General features: G+C 71.6%; 14 protein-coding genes. 5 read left to right on the top strand and 9 right to left on the bottom strand.

The features are described 5' to 3' along the window. Window position 1 precedes the first annotated feature (1 nt). On the bottom strand, window positions 2–808 hold the full coding sequence (locus ACPT94_RS07705; RefSeq protein WP_360344661.1) for a trans-aconitate 2-methyltransferase: 807 nt from the start codon (window positions 806–808) through the stop codon (window positions 2–4). A 119-nt stretch (window positions 809–927) separates the two neighbouring features. Between ACPT94_RS07705 and ACPT94_RS07700 the strand changes: the two genes are divergently transcribed. Continuing rightward, complete coding sequence (locus tag ACPT94_RS07700) at window positions 928–1,425, top strand: MarR family winged helix-turn-helix transcriptional regulator (protein ID WP_057600602.1); 498 nt, start codon at window positions 928–930, stop codon at window positions 1,423–1,425. Here ACPT94_RS07700 and ACPT94_RS07695 read toward each other — a convergent pair. Continuing rightward, complete coding sequence (locus tag ACPT94_RS07695; RefSeq protein WP_360344658.1) at window positions 1,384–2,151, bottom strand: LuxR C-terminal-related transcriptional regulator; 768 nt, start codon at window positions 2,149–2,151, stop codon at window positions 1,384–1,386. The two genes, ACPT94_RS07700 and ACPT94_RS07695, sit on opposite strands and share 42 nt — an antisense overlap. A gap of 260 nt (window positions 2,152–2,411) precedes the next feature. On the opposite strand from ACPT94_RS07695, the gene ACPT94_RS07690 reads away from it, so the two are divergent. Further along, complete coding sequence (locus tag ACPT94_RS07690; RefSeq protein ID WP_360344655.1) at window positions 2,412–2,867, top strand: GNAT family N-acetyltransferase; 456 nt, start codon at window positions 2,412–2,414, stop codon at window positions 2,865–2,867. A gap of 232 nt (window positions 2,868–3,099) precedes the next feature. Here ACPT94_RS07690 and galK read toward each other — a convergent pair whose 3' ends face one another. From galK to galT, 3 genes are read right to left on the bottom strand one after another with little or no spacing between them, the layout of a single operon-like run. Next, window positions 3,100–4,257: a galactokinase gene (gene galK, locus ACPT94_RS07685; protein ID WP_360344652.1), complete on the bottom strand. Its 1,158-nt coding sequence runs from the start codon at window positions 4,255–4,257 to the stop codon at window positions 3,100–3,102. After that, window positions 4,258–5,235 carry a UDP-glucose 4-epimerase GalE gene (galE, locus tag ACPT94_RS07680; RefSeq protein WP_360344649.1) on the bottom strand — a complete coding sequence of 326 codons (978 nt, stop codon included), beginning with the start codon at window positions 5,233–5,235 and terminating at the stop codon, window positions 4,258–4,260. It lies immediately after the preceding gene. Further along, window positions 5,232–6,293 carry a galactose-1-phosphate uridylyltransferase gene (gene galT / locus ACPT94_RS07675; RefSeq protein WP_360344646.1) on the bottom strand — a complete coding sequence of 354 codons (1,062 nt, stop codon included), beginning with the start codon at window positions 6,291–6,293 and terminating at the stop codon, window positions 5,232–5,234. The genes galE and galT overlap by 4 nt, the downstream gene beginning before the upstream one ends. 130 nt (window positions 6,294–6,423) lie before the next feature. Here galT and ACPT94_RS07670 point away from each other — a divergent pair, with 130 nt between their 5' ends. The 3 genes from ACPT94_RS07670 to ACPT94_RS07660 all read left to right on the top strand — a co-directional run bounded on the left by ACPT94_RS07670 (window position 6,424) and on the right by ACPT94_RS07660 (window position 9,085). Beyond that, a complete protein-coding gene (locus ACPT94_RS07670) occupies window positions 6,424–8,118 on the top strand; it encodes a sodium:solute symporter family protein (protein WP_360344643.1) in 1,695 nt (564 codons plus the stop codon). 36 nt (window positions 8,119–8,154) lie between these two features. Further along, window positions 8,155–8,529 carry a hypothetical protein gene (locus ACPT94_RS07665; RefSeq protein ID WP_360344640.1) on the top strand — a complete coding sequence of 125 codons (375 nt, stop codon included), beginning with the start codon at window positions 8,155–8,157 and terminating at the stop codon, window positions 8,527–8,529. Between the two features lie 163 nt (window positions 8,530–8,692). Continuing rightward, window positions 8,693–9,085 carry a hypothetical protein gene (locus ACPT94_RS07660; RefSeq protein ID WP_425245478.1) on the top strand — a complete coding sequence of 131 codons (393 nt, stop codon included), beginning with the start codon at window positions 8,693–8,695 and terminating at the stop codon, window positions 9,083–9,085. Here the strand turns inward: ACPT94_RS07660 and ACPT94_RS07655 are convergent. From ACPT94_RS07655 to ACPT94_RS07640, 4 genes are all read right to left on the bottom strand, one after another. Further along, a complete protein-coding gene (locus ACPT94_RS07655; protein ID WP_360344637.1) occupies window positions 9,076–9,498 on the bottom strand; it encodes a hypothetical protein in 423 nt (140 codons plus the stop codon). The two genes, ACPT94_RS07660 and ACPT94_RS07655, sit on opposite strands and share 10 nt — an antisense overlap. A gap of 525 nt (window positions 9,499–10,023) precedes the next feature. Next, a complete protein-coding gene (locus tag ACPT94_RS07650; protein WP_360344634.1) occupies window positions 10,024–10,719 on the bottom strand; it encodes a helix-turn-helix transcriptional regulator in 696 nt (231 codons plus the stop codon). Window positions 10,720–10,998: 279 nt separating this feature from the next. Beyond that, a complete protein-coding gene (locus ACPT94_RS07645; protein ID WP_425245477.1) occupies window positions 10,999–13,290 on the bottom strand; it encodes an outer membrane protein assembly factor BamB family protein in 2,292 nt (763 codons plus the stop codon). 123 nt (window positions 13,291–13,413) lie between these two features. Further along, entirely contained in the window at window positions 13,414–15,252 is a 1,839-nt protein-coding gene (locus tag ACPT94_RS07640) for an outer membrane protein assembly factor BamB family protein (RefSeq protein ID WP_425245476.1), read from the bottom strand. Window positions 15,253–15,261: the final 9 nt, after the last annotated feature.

Genomic DNA, 15,261 nt, shown 5'->3' with positions numbered 1-15,261 from the left:
GTCAGGCCCCCTTCCGGGCCACCACGAACAGGCGGCGGAACGGCAGGACCGTGCCGTAGGCGTGGCTGGGGTAGGCCTCGCGCAGGAGGTCGCGGTATTCGGTGACGAAGGCGTCCCGGGCGTCGGGGTCGTCGGCGAGTGCGGTGAGGGCGGGGCGCAGGGCGGTGCCCTTGGCCCAGTCGAGGACGGGGTCCTCGCCCGTCAGGACGTGGTGGTAGGTCGTCGTCCAGACGTCCGTCTCGCAGCCGAGGCGGGCGAGGTGGTCGAGGTAGACGCCGGGGGCGTGGACGGAGTCCTCGTGGCGCAGGACGGCGGCGAGGCGGTCCTTCCAGCGGGGCGTGTTGCCGAGGTCGCGCAGGAGGGCGTGCAGGGGCGCGTGGATGTTGTGGGGGACCTGGAAGGCGAAGGTGCCGCCGGGGGCGAGGCCGTCGAGCCAGGCGGGGAAGGCGTCCAGGTGGCCGGGGACCCAGTGCAGAGCGGCGTTCGACACGATCAGGTCGTACGTCTCCGCGGGCGTCCAGGTGGTGAGGTCGGCGTACGCGAAGTCGAGGTGTGCGCCGGCGTGCGCCTGTGCCTCGGTGAGCATCTGTTCGGAGTTGTCGTAGCCGGTGATGCGGGCGGTGGGCCAGCGGTCGGCGAGGAGGGTGGTGACGTTGCCGGGGCCGCAGCCGAGGTCGGCGATGCGGGGTGAGCCGGTGGACGGTTCTGCGGGCAGGTCGGGGATGCGGGCGAGGAGGTCGGTGAAGGGGCGGGCGCGGTGGCCTGCGTGGCGCAGGTACTGGGCGGGGTCCCAGGTGGGCGCGGGCATGGGTGGGCCTCCTCGGCGTGACGGTTCCGGTGGTTCCAGCCTCCCAGCCGATTTACCTTGACGTCAAGAGACTCGACATCAAGAGACTTCATGTCGACACAACCACTACACTGATCGTCATGGAGGACGAGGTCGATCGGCTGGTCGCAGCGTGGCGCCGGGAGCGCCCGGACCTCGACGTGGAGCCGCTGGAAGTGCTCAGCCGGGTGAGCAGACTGGCCCGGCACCTGGACCGGGCACGCCGGCTGGCGTTCTCCGAGCACCAGCTGGAGCCCTGGGAGTTCGACGTGCTGACCGCGCTCCGGCGCGCGGGGGCGCCGTACCAGCTGTCGCCGGGGCAGTTGCTGACGCAGACGCTGGTCACGTCGGGCACGATGACGAACCGGATCGACCGGCTCGCGAAGAAGGGTCTGGTGGAGCGGCTGCCGGATCCGAGCGACCGGCGCGGTGTGCTGGTGCGGCTCACGGACGACGGCAAGGACCGCGCCGACCAGGCGCTGGCCGGACTGCTCGACCAGGAGCGGGCGATCCTGGCCGAGTTGTCCCACGCCCAGCGAGGTGAACTGGCCGGGCTGCTACGCCAGCTGACCGCCCCGTTCGACAACATCCCCGGCTAGGTCGACGGGCCCGACGCCCGCGCGGCGCGCGAGGGCGACCGCGGCGAGGGTGGAGTGCACGCCCAGCTTGCCCAGCACGTTCTGCATGTGGGTGCGGACGGTGTGCGGGGAGAGGAACAGGCGCTCGGCGACGGCTTTGCGCCCCAGCCCGGCGACCATGCAGCGCAGCACCTCCCGCTCGCGCGGCGTGAGGGACTCCACGAGCCGCTCGCTCTCGGTGCGGTGCTTGCGCGCGGCCGTCAGCTCCCGCAGCACGCCGGTGAGCAGGGCGGGCGGCAGATGCGTCTCCTCGCGCAGCACCCCGCGGATGACGGTGAGCAGCCGCGACAGCGAGCAGTCCTTCGCCACCCAGCCGGTCGCCCCGGCCTGCAGGGCGAGGGCCGCGCGGCGCGGGTCGTCCTTCTCGGCGAGCACCACGACCCGGACGTGCGGCTGCGCGGTACGGACCCCGGCGACGAGGGAGATCCCGTCGACGAGCCCGTCCTCGCCGACCTCCTGCACGGGCACCGCGGGCCGTACGCCCGGCAGGCGGCCGCCCAGATCGGCGTCGACGAGCAGCACGTCGTACCGGCGTCCCTCGGCGGCCGCGCGCTCCAGGCTGCGCAGGGCCGCCGGGCCGCTGCCGGCGGCGGAGACGTCGACGTCGGGCTCGGCCGCCAGGGCGGCGGCGAGCGACTCGGCGAAGATACGGTGGTCGTCGACGACCAGAACTCGGATGCGAACCACGAAACCCCCTTCCCCAGGCTCCTTCGCGGAGCAGGGGATACCCCAGGTCCGGAGAACGACGACCGGCGCGGGTACGACGCCCGGAGGGGGTGTCCGACCGCACGGCCGCCGCCGTGCAGAAATCGCTACCCCCACCACGGGCGCCGTACCCGACTGTCTCGCCCCCTGATCAGCACCGGCCCCCACCGGTGCTGTTCACAGGGTAGGGCTGTGGGCGGGGAGCGGAAGGCAATTTGCAGAACTGGCCGTCCGGCACGTTTATGGTGTGCCGCATGTTTCGTCTTGAGACAGAAGTCGACAGAACGCGCCGCGATCTTCTCCGCTCGCGGCTGCGCGACACCAACACGGCGGCCTCCCCCGTCCTGCGGGCCCTGCGCGGAACGCCCGCCGAACGCGAGACCCCGCTGCACGTCTGGGCGTCGGACGGCGCCGGCGACCTGGCCGGCGGCCTCGTCGGCCACACCTGGACCACCTGGCTGCACATCACCTACCTCTGGGTCGACGCACGCCACCGCGGCACCGGCCTCGGCAGCCGCCTGCTCACGGAGGCGGAACGCGTCGCCCGGCAGGAACGGGGCTGCCGCCGGGTGCGGTTGGAGACCTGGGACTTCCAGGCGCCGGACTTCTACCGGAAGCGGGGGTACGAGGTGGTGTGCGTGATCGAGGACTATCCGCCGGGGGTCACGGAGTTCACGCTGACCAAGCGGCTGGGGTGAGCCGGGGAGGCCGGAGCACGGCGGCGCTCGCCGGCACCGTGCCGTCCGCCCGGTTCGCGTCCGCCCCGGCCGACCGGGCGAGCAGCGCGGGCGGGAACGCCGAGCGGCCGCCGCCGACGGGGACGGGCGTCAGCCGCCCCCGTCCCCGCTCCCGTCCCCACTCCCGCTCCCGCTCCCGGAAAGACCGTCAGCCCCGCACGGGTGTACGGGGCTGACGAGGTCACGGAGGAGCTCAGCTCATGCGCCGGGCTCCCGCCGAGGGCACCGCCTCGAACACGCGCGGGGCGGTGAAGCCGGCCGCGGCGAAGGCCTCTTCGACGGCCTTGGTGACGGTGTCGACGTCGGCGGCCTCCGCGAGGACGATCGCCGAGCCGCCGAAGCCGCCGCCGGTCATCCGGGCGCCGAGGGCGCCGGCGGCGTTCGCGGTGTCGACGACCAGGTCCAGCTCGGGGCAGGAGACGCGGAAGTCGTCGCGCAGGGAGGCGTGGCCCTCGGTGAGGACCGGGCCGATGGCGCGGGTGTCGCCCGACTCCAGCAGCGCGACCACGCGTTCCACGCGCTCGTCCTCCGTCACCACGTGCCGGACCAGACGGCGGACCTCCTCCTCGTCGCCGAGCCGGGCGAGCGCCGCGTCCAGCTCGGCGTACGGGACGTCCCGCAGGGCGTCGACGCCCAGCAGCGCCGCGCCCTTCTCGCAGCCGGCACGGCGCTTGCCGTACTCACCGTCGCTGTGGGCGTGCTTGACCTGCGTGTCGACGACGAGCAGGCGCATACCCTCGGCCGCGAGGTCGAAGGGGATCTGCTTCTGGGAGAGGTCGCGGGTGTCGAGGAACAGGGCGTGGCCGGCCTCGCAGCAGGCGGACGCGGTCTGGTCCATGATCCCGGTGGGGGCGCCGACGTAGACGTTCTCGGCGCGCTGGCACAGGCGGGCGAGCTGCCAGCGCTGCAGGCCGAGGTCGTACAGGTCGTTGAGGGCGAGCGCCACGACGACCTCCAGGGCCGCCGAGGAGGACAGGCCCCCGCCCGACGGGACCGTCGAGGTGAGGTGGATGTCGGCGCCGGTGACCGGGTGGCCGGCCTCGCGCAGCGCCCAGACCACGCCGGCCGGGTACGCCGTCCAGTTCCGGTCGGTCTCGGGGGTGAGGTCGTCCAGTCGCAGCTCGACGACGCCGCCGTCGACGTCCGCCGAGTGCAGGCGAAGACGGCCGTCCTCGCGGCGGCTGACCGCCGCGGTGGCGGTGTGCGGCAGCGCGAAGGGCATCACGAAGCCGTCGTTGTAGTCGGTGTGCTCACCGATGAGGTTGACACGGCCGGGCGCCGACCAGACGCCCTCGGGCTCGGCCCCGTACAGCTCGACGAAGCCGTCCCTGACCTGCTGCTGTGCCGCCACTTACTGCTCCCTTGCGCTGCTTGCGACGCTCCGCGCGAACTCCCACGCGTCCGCGACGATACCCGCGAGGTCCGCGCGGGACGGGTTCCAGCCCAGGCGTTCCCGGGCGGTGGCCGCCGAGGCGACCAGGACCGCCGGGTCGCCGCCGCGGCGGGGGGCCATGACCTCGGGGATCGGGTGGCCGGTGACCTTGCGGACGGTCTCGATGACCTCGCGGACGGAGAAGCCGTTGCCGTTGCCGAGGTTGCAGATGAGGTGCTCGCCGGGCTTCGCGGCCTCGACGGCGAGCAGGTGGGCCTCGGCCAGGTCCGCGACGTGGATGTAGTCACGGATGCAGGTGCCGTCCGGCGTCGGGTAGTCGTCGCCGAAGACGGAGATGGCGTCCCGCCTGCCCTGCGCGACCTGCAGGACGAGCGGGATGAGGTGCGACTCGGGGTCGTGGCGCTCGCCGTACGCGCCGTAGGCGCCGGCCACGTTGAAGTAGCGCAGGGAGACCGCGCCGAGTCCGTGGGCGGTGGCCTCGCCGGTGATCATGTGGTCGACGGCGAGCTTGGACGCGCCGTAGGGGGAGGTCGGCGCGGTGGGGTCGGTCTCGGTGATCGGGGTGTTGACGGGCTCGCCGTAGGTGGCGGCCGTCGACGAGAAGACCAGCTTGCGCACGCCCGCCTCGCGCATGGCGCCGAGCAGGGCCATGGTGCCGCCGACGTTGTTGTCCCAGTACTTCTCCGGCTTCACCACCGACTCGCCGACCTGGGAGAACGCGGCGAAGTGGAGGACGGCGTCGAAGGAGGGGTCGAGCCACTTGGCGGCGTCGCGGATGTCGCCCTCGACGAAGGAGGCGCCCGCGGGGACGCCCTCGCGGAATCCGGTGGAGAGGTTGTCGAGGACGACGACCTCGTGTCCCGCCTCCAGCAGGTGCTGGGCGACCACGCTGCCGACGTACCCCGCGCCGCCCGTGACCAGATACTTGCCGCTCATGAACTCGCTACCTCTCGCAGTCGCTCGGCCGCGCGCTCCGGCGGCACGTCGTTGATGAACACGCTCATGCCGGACTCGGAACCCGCGAGGAACTTCAGCTTGCCGGACGTACGGCGGATGGTGAAAAGCTCGAGGTGCAGCGCGAAGTCGTCGCGGTTGACGCCCTCGAACTCCTCCAACTGGCCGAACGGCGCCTGGTGCCAGGCCGCGATGTACGGCGTCGGCGGCTCACCCTCCCCGAAGATCCGGTCGAAGCGCCTCAAGAGTTCCAGGTAGACCTTGGGGAACTCTGTGCGCGCCGCCTCGTCGAGGCCGAGCAGGTCCGGGACGCGGCGCTTGGGGTACAGGTGCACCTCGTACGGCCAGTGCGCCGCGTACGGCACGAAGGCGACCCAGTGTTCACCCTCCAGGACGACCCGCTCGTCGGCGAGTTCACGCTCCAGGACGGCGTCGAAGAGGTTCTCGCCTCCGGTGGCGTCCTTGTGAGTCGCGAGTGAACGCAGCATCAGGGCGGTGCGCGGAGTGGTGAACGGGTACGCGTAGATCTGCCCGTGCGGGTGACCCAGGGTCACACCGATCTCGGCACCGCGGTTCTCGAAGCAGAACACCTGTTCCACGGAGGGCAGATGCGACAGCTCGGACGTCCGGTCCGTCCACGCGTCGAGCACCAGGCGCGCCTGCTCCTCGGTGAGGTCGGCGAAGGAGGCGTTGTGATCGGAGGTGAAGCAGACCACCTCGCAGCGGCCGGAGTCGCCGGCGAGGGAGGGGAAACGGTTCTCGAAGACGACGGCGTCGTACGACGAGTCCGGGATCTCGCTCAGCCGGTCGCCCTGGGACGGGCACAGGGGGCACTCGTCGGCCGGGGGATGGTAGGTGCGCCCCTGCCGGTGCGAGGCGACGGCGATGGAGTCGCCGAGGAGCGGATCCCGGCGTACCTCCGAAGTGGTGACGGTGCGCTCCAGCGGACGGCGGTCCACCGCGTCGCGCACCGAGTCGTCCCGCAGGTCGTAGTAGATCAGCTCACGACCGTCGGCCAAGCGGGTCGAGGTCTTCTTCACCGCGACTCTCCATCCCTGCACCGAGCAATATCAACAAAGCTTCAAACAGAACCGAACACATAAAACCATAACTCCCCACGGGAGTCACCACCACAACCAAACAGAGCACCCCAAGCGAAGTGAGCAGCGCATGCGAACCCCCACGTATCACGCGGCAGGGCCCCTGGCGGCGGAGCTACGGCTCCCCACCAACTGGCTCGACTACACGATCCTCGGGATCTACTTCGTCGTCGTCCTGGGCATCGGCTTCGCCGCCCGCCGGTCGGTGAAGACCAGCCTCGACTTCTTCCTCTCCGGCCGCTCCCTGCCCGCCTGGATCACCGGCCTCGCCTTCGTCTCCGCCAACCTCGCGGCGACGGAGATCCTCGGCATGGCCGCCAACAGCGCGCAGTACGGCGCGTACACCGTCCACTGGTACTGGATCGGCGCCATCCCGGCCATGGTGTTCCTGGGCCTGGTGATGATGCCGTTCTACTACGGCTCCAAGGTCCGCTCGGTCCCGGAGTTCCTGCTGCTGCGCTTCGACCGGGGAGCGCATCTGCTCAGTTCCCTGCTGTTCGCCTTCGCCGCCATCCTGATCTCCGGCGTGAACCTGTACGCGCTCGCCATCGTCGTCGAGGCGCTGCTGGGCTGGCCGCAGTGGGTGGCGATCGTCGTCGCGGGCTTCTTCGTCCTGGCGTACATCACGCTGGGCGGCCTGTCCTCCGCGATCTACAACGAGGTCCTCCAGTTCTTCGTGATCCTGGCCGCGCTGATCCCGCTGTCCGTGCTGGGCCTGAAGCGGGTCGGCGGCTGGGACGGTCTGTCGGACTCGCTGACGAAGGCCCACGGCCCGGACTTCGTGACGGCGTGGGGCGGCACCGGCATCGGCGAGGCCAATCCGCTGGGCGCGAACTGGCTGACGATCGTGCTGGGACTCGGCTTCGTGCTGTCGTTCGGCTACTGGACGACGAACTTCGCGGAGGTCCAGCGCGCCCTGTCCGCGCGGAACCTCTCGGCGGCCCGGCGCACGCCGCTGATCGCCGCGTTCCCGAAGATCTTCATCGTCTTCCTCGTGATGATCCCGGGGCTGGTGGCCGCGGTCCTCGTCCCGAGGATCGGCACCGCCGACTCCGACCTGCAGTACAACGACGCGATCCCGTACCTGATGGAACAACTGCTGCCCAACGGTGTGCTGGGCATCGCGGTGACGGGTCTGCTGGCGGCGTTCATGGCGGGCATGGCGGCGAACGTGTCGTCCTTCAACACGGTGTTCACCAACGACATCTGGGCGAAGTACGTGGTGGTCGGGCGGGAGGACGCGTACTACGTCCGCTTCGGCCGGCTGATCACCGCGATCGGTGTGCTGGCGTCGGTCGGCACGGCGTTCCTGGCGTCGTCGTTCTCGAACATCATGGCCTACCTGCAGACGCTGTTCTCCTTCTTCAACGTCCCGATGTTCGTCGTCTTCATCGTCGGCATGTTCTGGCGGCGGGCGTCGATGAAGTCGGGCTTCTGGGGTCTGCTGGCCGGCACGACGGCCGCGATGGTCAACTACTTCGTCCTCTACAAGCAGGACGTCATCGGCATCCCCACCGACCAGGGCGCCAACTTCGTCTCCGCGATCGCGGGCTTCGTGGCGGGCGCGGTGGTGATGGTCGCGGTGTCCCTGTTCACCTCCCCCAAGCCGGACGAGGAGCTCCAGGGCCTCGTCTACGGCACCCGCTCTCCCGGAATGGCCGAGCCGCCCGCGCCGGGCGACGAGGCCTGGTACCGCAGGCCCGCCCTGCTGGGCTGGGGCGCGGTGATCCTCGCCGCCGCCTGCTACATCCCGTTCTCGTTCTGAGCCCGCCGACGCCGATCGCGGGAGGATGGAAAGACCATGTCCGAGCATTTCGAACCCGACGAGCGCGCGGCGGCGGCCGAGCGGCTGCGGCACGCGGGATTCTCCGAGGCCGACGTCCAGCGGGAAGTCACCGAACTCGAGGAGCGCTCCGCGACCGCGGCCCGCATCTTCGACCTGCGCCGCATCATCGGCGGCCTGTTCGTCGTCTACGGCGTCATCGTCACGATCACCGGCCTGACCGACGGCGACGCGGCCATCGACAAGGCCCAGGGGATCAACATCAACCTGTGGACGGGCCTGGGCATGCTGCTGCTCGGGATCTTCTTCCTGGTCTGGCTGAAGCTGCGGCCGGCGGCCCATCCGACGCCGCCGCTGCCGCCGGAGGCCGTGGAGGAGAAGCAGCCGGAATGACCCCCGTCCGGCTCCCCTCGCGGGTTGGGCACCGCCCGGCCTCAGTGGGTGCAGGCGCCGCTCCGGCGGTCGGCGGCCCAGCGCACGCCGCGGCCCGGGCGAGGGCGGAGAGGGTGCCCTGCGGGGGTGGGCCCGGCGCGCGCATGTACCAGGGAAGGCCAACATGCGGCAGCGTGTACGCGAGAAGGACGCCCGGGTCGAAGGTGCGGCCGTACGCCGCGGCGAGGCGGGCGAGCAGCGTGGGGTCGCCGCGGGTGACGACGAGGTCGGCGGTGTCGGCGAGACGGACCAGGCCGTGGAGGGTGAGGATCAGTCTGAGGGTGCGGCGGGAGACGGGAGCGCTCCGGGTCGCGGGTGGCCGGCCGCGGGACGTTCCGTACTCAACACTCCCCGTGTCCTGGACCAGATCGAGCAGGGAAGCGTCGACGTGCGCGTCATCCCCACGGAACGGGAACAGGACGGCTTCGCAGGCGCCGGCGCCTCGATCGGCGAGGCTCGCCTGTGTGCCGGCGGGCGGGGCGGCATCCGCCCCGCCCGCTCACCGGATCAGCCGTAGTAGGGGTTGCCGTCCCAGGGCGAGGTGTCGCAGGAGAGCGGGGTGTCGCCCTCGAACGTGCACACCTGGATGCGCATGGCCCAGATGCCCCTCGAGTCGGTCAGCGAGGTCGCCCAACTGCCCTTGACGCCGTAGCCGCCGGTGACGGAACGCCACGGGTAGGTGCTTATGTTGCGGAGCGGGTCCTCGGCCTGCGCACGGACCCGGACGTGGTGCCCGTCAGCCGCAGTGTCCTGCACAGCCAGGGTGATGCTGTACGCGCTGGTCCTGCTGTTGTAGTAGAACTCGCCCCAGCCTTGGGAGCCGGTGGCCCGGGCGTACACGTCGCCCGCGAACGCGGGTGAAGCGGCGAGGGCGAGGGTCGCCGCGGCGGCGGCCCCCACGGTGAGTCCACGACGGACTGTCAACTTCACGAAATCCCCCAGCGATTGAGTCGGAACGGTCTGCCGCAGGGGATCCTAGAGGTTCAGGAGAACAGCACACATCCTTCAAAGGATCACGTGATCCAGGTAACAACGAGGGTCCGAATACTGAGCCCGACCTCAGCCGCAGCCGGGCCGGCTGCTCCACCCTGAGCCTGGTGCGCCACGACGTCTCGTACATCCGGCCCCTGCACCTCACCGGGTTCGTCCGGGCTCCGATCAGGACGATCTCACCCTGGGTCCTCGGGACGTTCACCGGACCCGTACGAGCACCGCGGCGTGCTCCGGATGCCTGTCCAGCACACCGGGCCGACCGGCCCGCACGCTCTTCGCCGTCCTGTGCCCCACGGCCCGAGGGGGCGGACCGCTCGCGGGCGGTGGTGATCAGCACATCCCGTGAGGGGTCGGCGACGAGGCCGGCGTTCGGATGAGAACGCCGTGAGCATCCGGCCGGCGTGACCGGGGCGGAGTACTGCGGAACTCCGGCCTCCTTCGGGTGCGCAGCCGTGAGGCGGGTCAGGAATCCGGTGGGCTCGGTCGGTGCGGGAGAGGTCCCGCACGGTCCAGCAGCCCCGTGCGTGCCGCCAACGCCGCGGCCTCCAGCCGCGACCCCACCCCCAGTTTCATCAGGACGCGCTGGACGTGGGTGCGGGCCGTGGAGGGGGCGATGCCCATGCCGGCCGCGATCAGACGGGTGTCCTCGCCGTCGGCGACCCGGACCAGGACCTCGACCTCGCGGGGCGTCAGCATCTGCAGCAGGCGCTGGCCCTCGTCGTCGGGCTGGGCCGCGGGGTTCAGCAACTCGCTGAAGGCGCCCTGCAGGAGTTGCGGGGCGACCGCCGCCTCACCCGCCCGCGCCTTCATGATCGCCCGCTCGACGCCCTCGATGCGCTCGTCGTGCCGTACGTACCCCGAGGCGCCGGCCGCGAACGCCGCCGCGATGCCGCGGGGGCTCGGGACCGGACCCAGGACCAGGACGGCGACCTGCGGCCGCTCCCGTTTGATCCGGACCACCGGGTCGAAGATCCCCGGCTCGGCCGGGGTCGCCGTACCCAGCAGGCATACCTCCGGTGCCCGGGTGATCACCAGCTCCGCCGCGCCCGCGGCGGGCGCCGCCGCGGCGAGCACCCGGTGCCCCCGCAGTTTCAACGCCGAGGCGAGCGCCTCGGCGAGCAGTCGGTGGTCGTCGACCACCATCAACCGCACTCCCATCGAGCAACCCCCCAGTCCCCCCATGGATGCCCACACGGACCCACAGACAAAGCCGGATGCCACCACGGACACCCGGATCATGCGCACAGACAAAAGGTGCCCCCCGGCACCTCGTCCTTCATGCCCCCGGAAGCTACACGCTTGTTCGACGTTGCGCTGCCCCTACTCGTGAGAAGTGCCCGGATCGCCGAAATTCCTCTCATTCGAGGGTGATGAGCGGTAAGTGAACGGCCCCGCCCCTGAGCAGGGGCGGGGCCGTCGACGGCCGTCACGCGGCTATCAGCCGCTCGTGCCGAACGCCAGCGCCAGGTACTCCTTCTCGCCCGAGGCGGGCTCGTCCGCGTACACCTCGGCCATGTACAGGTGCCCCTGGGAGTAGATGATCTCGGCCGACTCCGGGGACATGCTGGACTCCGCGTCCCGCGCCGCCTCCGTGTCCGGATTCTTCAGGAGCGTCGTCTGCTTGAACGAGCCGCCGTCGATGCTGACGATCTGCCCGCCCTCGTCGTACGGCGGCTGCTTGTACGCGATCAGGTTGCTGCCGTCCATGCGCAGCGGGGTGAGCTCGTAGCCGTCGCCGGCCTCGGCACGCTGGCCGGTCTGCTTGCCGGTGGTCAGGTCGAAGGCGATGATCTGGTTGGTCCGGCTGTACTCGCCGGTGCCGTCGTCCTCCTCGGTCGGGATGTACAGCCGGTTGGCGCCGACCGCCAGGCCCGTGCACTGCTCGATCTCGGTGATGCCGTCGCAGCGGGCCGCGAACTGTTCGCCCGGCGCGGAGATCCGGGTCTTGAGCTTGCCGGTCCTGTTGTCGATGGAGAAGAAGTCGGAGATGCCGCTGCCGTCCTGGGCGCTGTCCCCGACGTCGGCGGCCACCACCAGCGGCTCCGTCGACACGACGCTCGCGTACTCGATACCGGTCGCCATCCTGTACTCGGAGAGCACCTTCCCGGAGGCCGGGTCGATGGTCTGGATGTGCAGCTCGCGCGCGTCGAAGTCACCGCACTTGCGCACCGCGACCAGCTTGGGGCCGCCGCCGTAGCCGGCGTCGTAGCAGGTGTCGTCGGGCTTCGGAGCCCACAGCTGCTTTCCGGTGTCGATGTCGAAGGCGGCGCCGCCCTCGGTGGCGCCGAGGGCCACCGTGTTCCCGCTGACGGTGACGTTGTCGAAGGTGACCGGGTAGTCGCCGGACGAGACGGTCTTCGTCCACAGCTGCTTGCCCGCGGCGAGATCGATCGCCGCGACCTGGGTGCAGCCGGCCGAGGAGTCCTTCGCGGGCATCTTCGGCTGGAAGACGATCGCCGTCCTGTCGTCGTCGGTGGCGTACCTGCTGGCCGTGCACACCGGGCCGGGCAGCTTGATCGTCCACAGCTTGGAGCCCTTGTCCGGGTCGTAGCCGACGACCTCGGCGACGCCCGACTTCACGTACGCCTTGCCGGTCAGCCAGGAACCGGTCACGACGATGCTGTCGTCCTTGGCGACCGTGGGCGACGGGATCTGGAAGAGGAGCTTGGAGGCGGGGTCGGCGGGCACCTTCTCGCTGCCGCCGGAGGAGGTGCCTCCGGTGCCGCCCTTGTTGTCGCCGCCTCCGCCGCTGGTGCCACCGGAGCTCGCGGTGTCGTCCTTCTTGCCGCTGTCACCCGAACGCGCGTACCAGACACCACCGCCGATGATCAGCGCGATCGCGACGACCGCCGCGACGATGATGGCGACCTGGGCGTTGACCTTGCGGCCACCGCCGCCCGGCTGACCCGGCTGGGGGTGCATCGGCATGGTGACGTGACCGGGGTAGCCGTAGCCCGGCTGCGGGTAGCCCGGCTGACCCGGTTGGCCGGGGTAGCCGTAGCCCGGCTGCTGGCCGTACGCCGGTTGCTGACCGTACGCGGGCTGCTGGCCGTACGCGGGCTGCTGGGCGTAGGGGTTCGGCTGGCCCGACTGGCCCGGCTGATCCGGCTGGCCGGGTTGAGCGGGTTGGCCGGGTTGAGCGGGTTGGCCCGGTGCCGGCTGGTTCGGGTAGCCGTAGCCCGGGCCGGTGGGGGGCTGGGGCGGCTGGGCGGGCTGGGCCGCCTGCGGATAGCCGTAGCCGGGCTGGGGCTGTGGGGGCTGGGACGGGGCGGCGGGTGCCTGCGGGGGCTGGGCGCCGGGCCGGCCGGGCTGCGCGGCCTCGGCCGTCCGGGCTGCCTGGGCCTCCTGGGCCGCCTTGGCCGCCTCGAAGTTGCGCAACACCTGGTCCGCGACGGCCGCCTGATGGGGCATGGGGCCGCTGACCTTCTTGCTGAGCTGCGGGCCCTCGGGCGGGGCCTGCGGTGCCGGGCGCGGGGGCTGAGGGGCCGGGGGCTGGGACGCCGGGGCCGGGGGCTGGGGGGCGCCGAAACCGCCCTGCGGCGGGGCGTCCTGGGGGGTCTGCGACGGCTGGGGCTGCTGGGGCGCGCCGAAACCGCCCTGCGGCGGGGCGTCCTGGGGGGTGGCGTCCTGGGGTGTGGCGTCCCGCGGTGGGGCGTCCTGCGGGGGCTGGTCCTGGGGAGGGGTGTCCCGTGGGGGCTGGTTCGGCGGCTGGGGCGGCGGCTGGGTCATGGTGTGGGTACCTCGGAGGAACGCTCGGGAAGACGGCGCACGGGGGCCGGGACGACGGGCCGGGGAGAACGGAGGGCCGGGCGGACGCGGAAGTGCGCGCCGCCGCGGCCCGGTTCGCCCGCCTCACTTGCCGTAGGCGAGCATCAGCTTCTCCTTCGTGTCGTCGTTGCCCGTCAGCCGGGTGGAGGAGAGGTAGAAGCGGCCGTCGACCCAGGCCACGTCCCGTGAGTAGAAGCCGTTCTCGAGGTCGGCGGTGCTCTCGGGCAGCTGCAGCAGCGTCTTCGGGGTGTGCGCGGCGCCGGCGACCGGGATCGACACGACCCGGCCGGCCGCGTCGTACGACGGCTCGACGTACGCGACGAGGTTGCCGCCCTCGATCCGCACCGGCAGCATCGACTCGTCCGCCGGGGACTTCACGCGCCACTTCTCCTTGCCGGTGGCGAGGTCGATCGCGACGATCTCGTTGGGGCCGCTGGTCGCCTCCGTCGGCAGGTACAGGGTGCCGGCGTCGGCGGCCGTGCCCTCGCAGCCGGTCAGGTTGCGCTGCAGGACGGCCCAGCCGCACTCGGGCGCGAAGTCCTCGTCGAAGGCGACCTGCGAACGGAAACCGCCGCCCGGCTTGAACGCCGCGATGTTCCAGGCGTTCTTGTCCTTGTTGGTGCTGTAGATGACCAGCGGGTCGACGGAGTAGGCGCGCGAGACCGTCCAGCCCTTGTCGAGCTTCTGGGTCCACTTCACCTTGCCGGTCGCCGGGTCCAGCTCCTGCACCTCGTCGTGCTCGTTCGCCTCGGTCGCGGCGCAGGAGGCCACCGAGATCAGCTTGGTGCCGCCCGCGAAGGCGGTGGGGAAGCAGGCTTCGCCGTACTTCTTCTTGTCCCACAGCTTCTTGCCGGTACGGACGTCGTACGCCGTGCCGGACTGTGAACGGCCCACCATCAGCGTGTTGCCCGTGAGCGACAGCTCGATGGTGAGCGCGCTGTCGAACAGCTCGCCTTCGTCGACCGTCCCCTTCCAGCCCTTGGCGCCGGTGTTGAGGTCGATCTGCTGGAGCTGGTTGCACTCGGCGCGGTCGCTGGTGCCGCTCATGTACGCCACGACGACCTTGTCGTCCGCGGTCTTCTGCGGCGTGACCGCGCAGATCTTCTGCGGGAACGCGATGGTGTCCCAGGTGGGCCTGCCGTCACCGACGTTGTAGGCGACGACCTCCTTGTAGGCCGCCTTCACCGCCGTCTTGGCGGTGATCCACATGCCGGGGGCGTCGGCGCCGGAGGCGGGCGCGTCCGGCGCCTCCTTGTACCAGAGGACCTTGGCCTCGCCGGCCTTGCGGTCCGCGTTGAAGTCCTCCGGGTCCTCACCGCCGTCGCCGCTGCCGTCACCGGGGTTGACGGGGCTGTCGCTCGCCGCCGGTTTGTCGTCGTCGCTCTGCTGGGCGACCGGCTTCCTGTCCTCGTCGTCCCCGCCGCCCGTGACCGCGAACACCGTCCCGCCGATCACCAGCAGCGCCGCCACCGCCGCCCCCACGACCAGGGCGGGCTTCCCCTTGAAGGGGTTGCGCGAACCGGGCGCCGGGGCGCCGGGGGCGCCCGGGAACTGGGCTCCGGGCGGGGGCGGGTAGCCGTAACCGGGCTGCTGCCCGTAGGGGCCGCCCGGCTGGGCGTACGGGCCCGGCTGCTGCGGCGGGCCGTACGGTCCCGGCGCGGCCGGGGCGCCGTAAGGGCCGGCCGGCTGGGCGTACGGGCCGGGCTGCGGCGGCTGTTGCTGCGGGTGGCCGTAGCCGGGCTGCGGGGCCTGCGGCGGCTGGGCCGGCATCTGCGGCGCGCCGAAACCGCCGCCCTGCGGGGCCTGCGGGGCCTGTGACTGCTGCGGGGCGTGTGGTGGCTGCGGTGGCTGGTCCTGCGGCGGCTGCTGCTGTGGTGCTCCGAAACCGCCCTGCTGCGGCGGCTGGTTGGGCGGCTGAGTCATCAGCGTGTC

The organism is Streptomyces aurantiaciflavus, assembly GCF_049808595.1.
GTDB lineage: Bacteria > Actinomycetota > Actinomycetes > Streptomycetales > Streptomycetaceae > Streptomyces.
The sequence above is the reverse complement of the archived record's forward strand: the minus strand, read 5'-3'. Positions and strand labels throughout refer to the sequence as shown.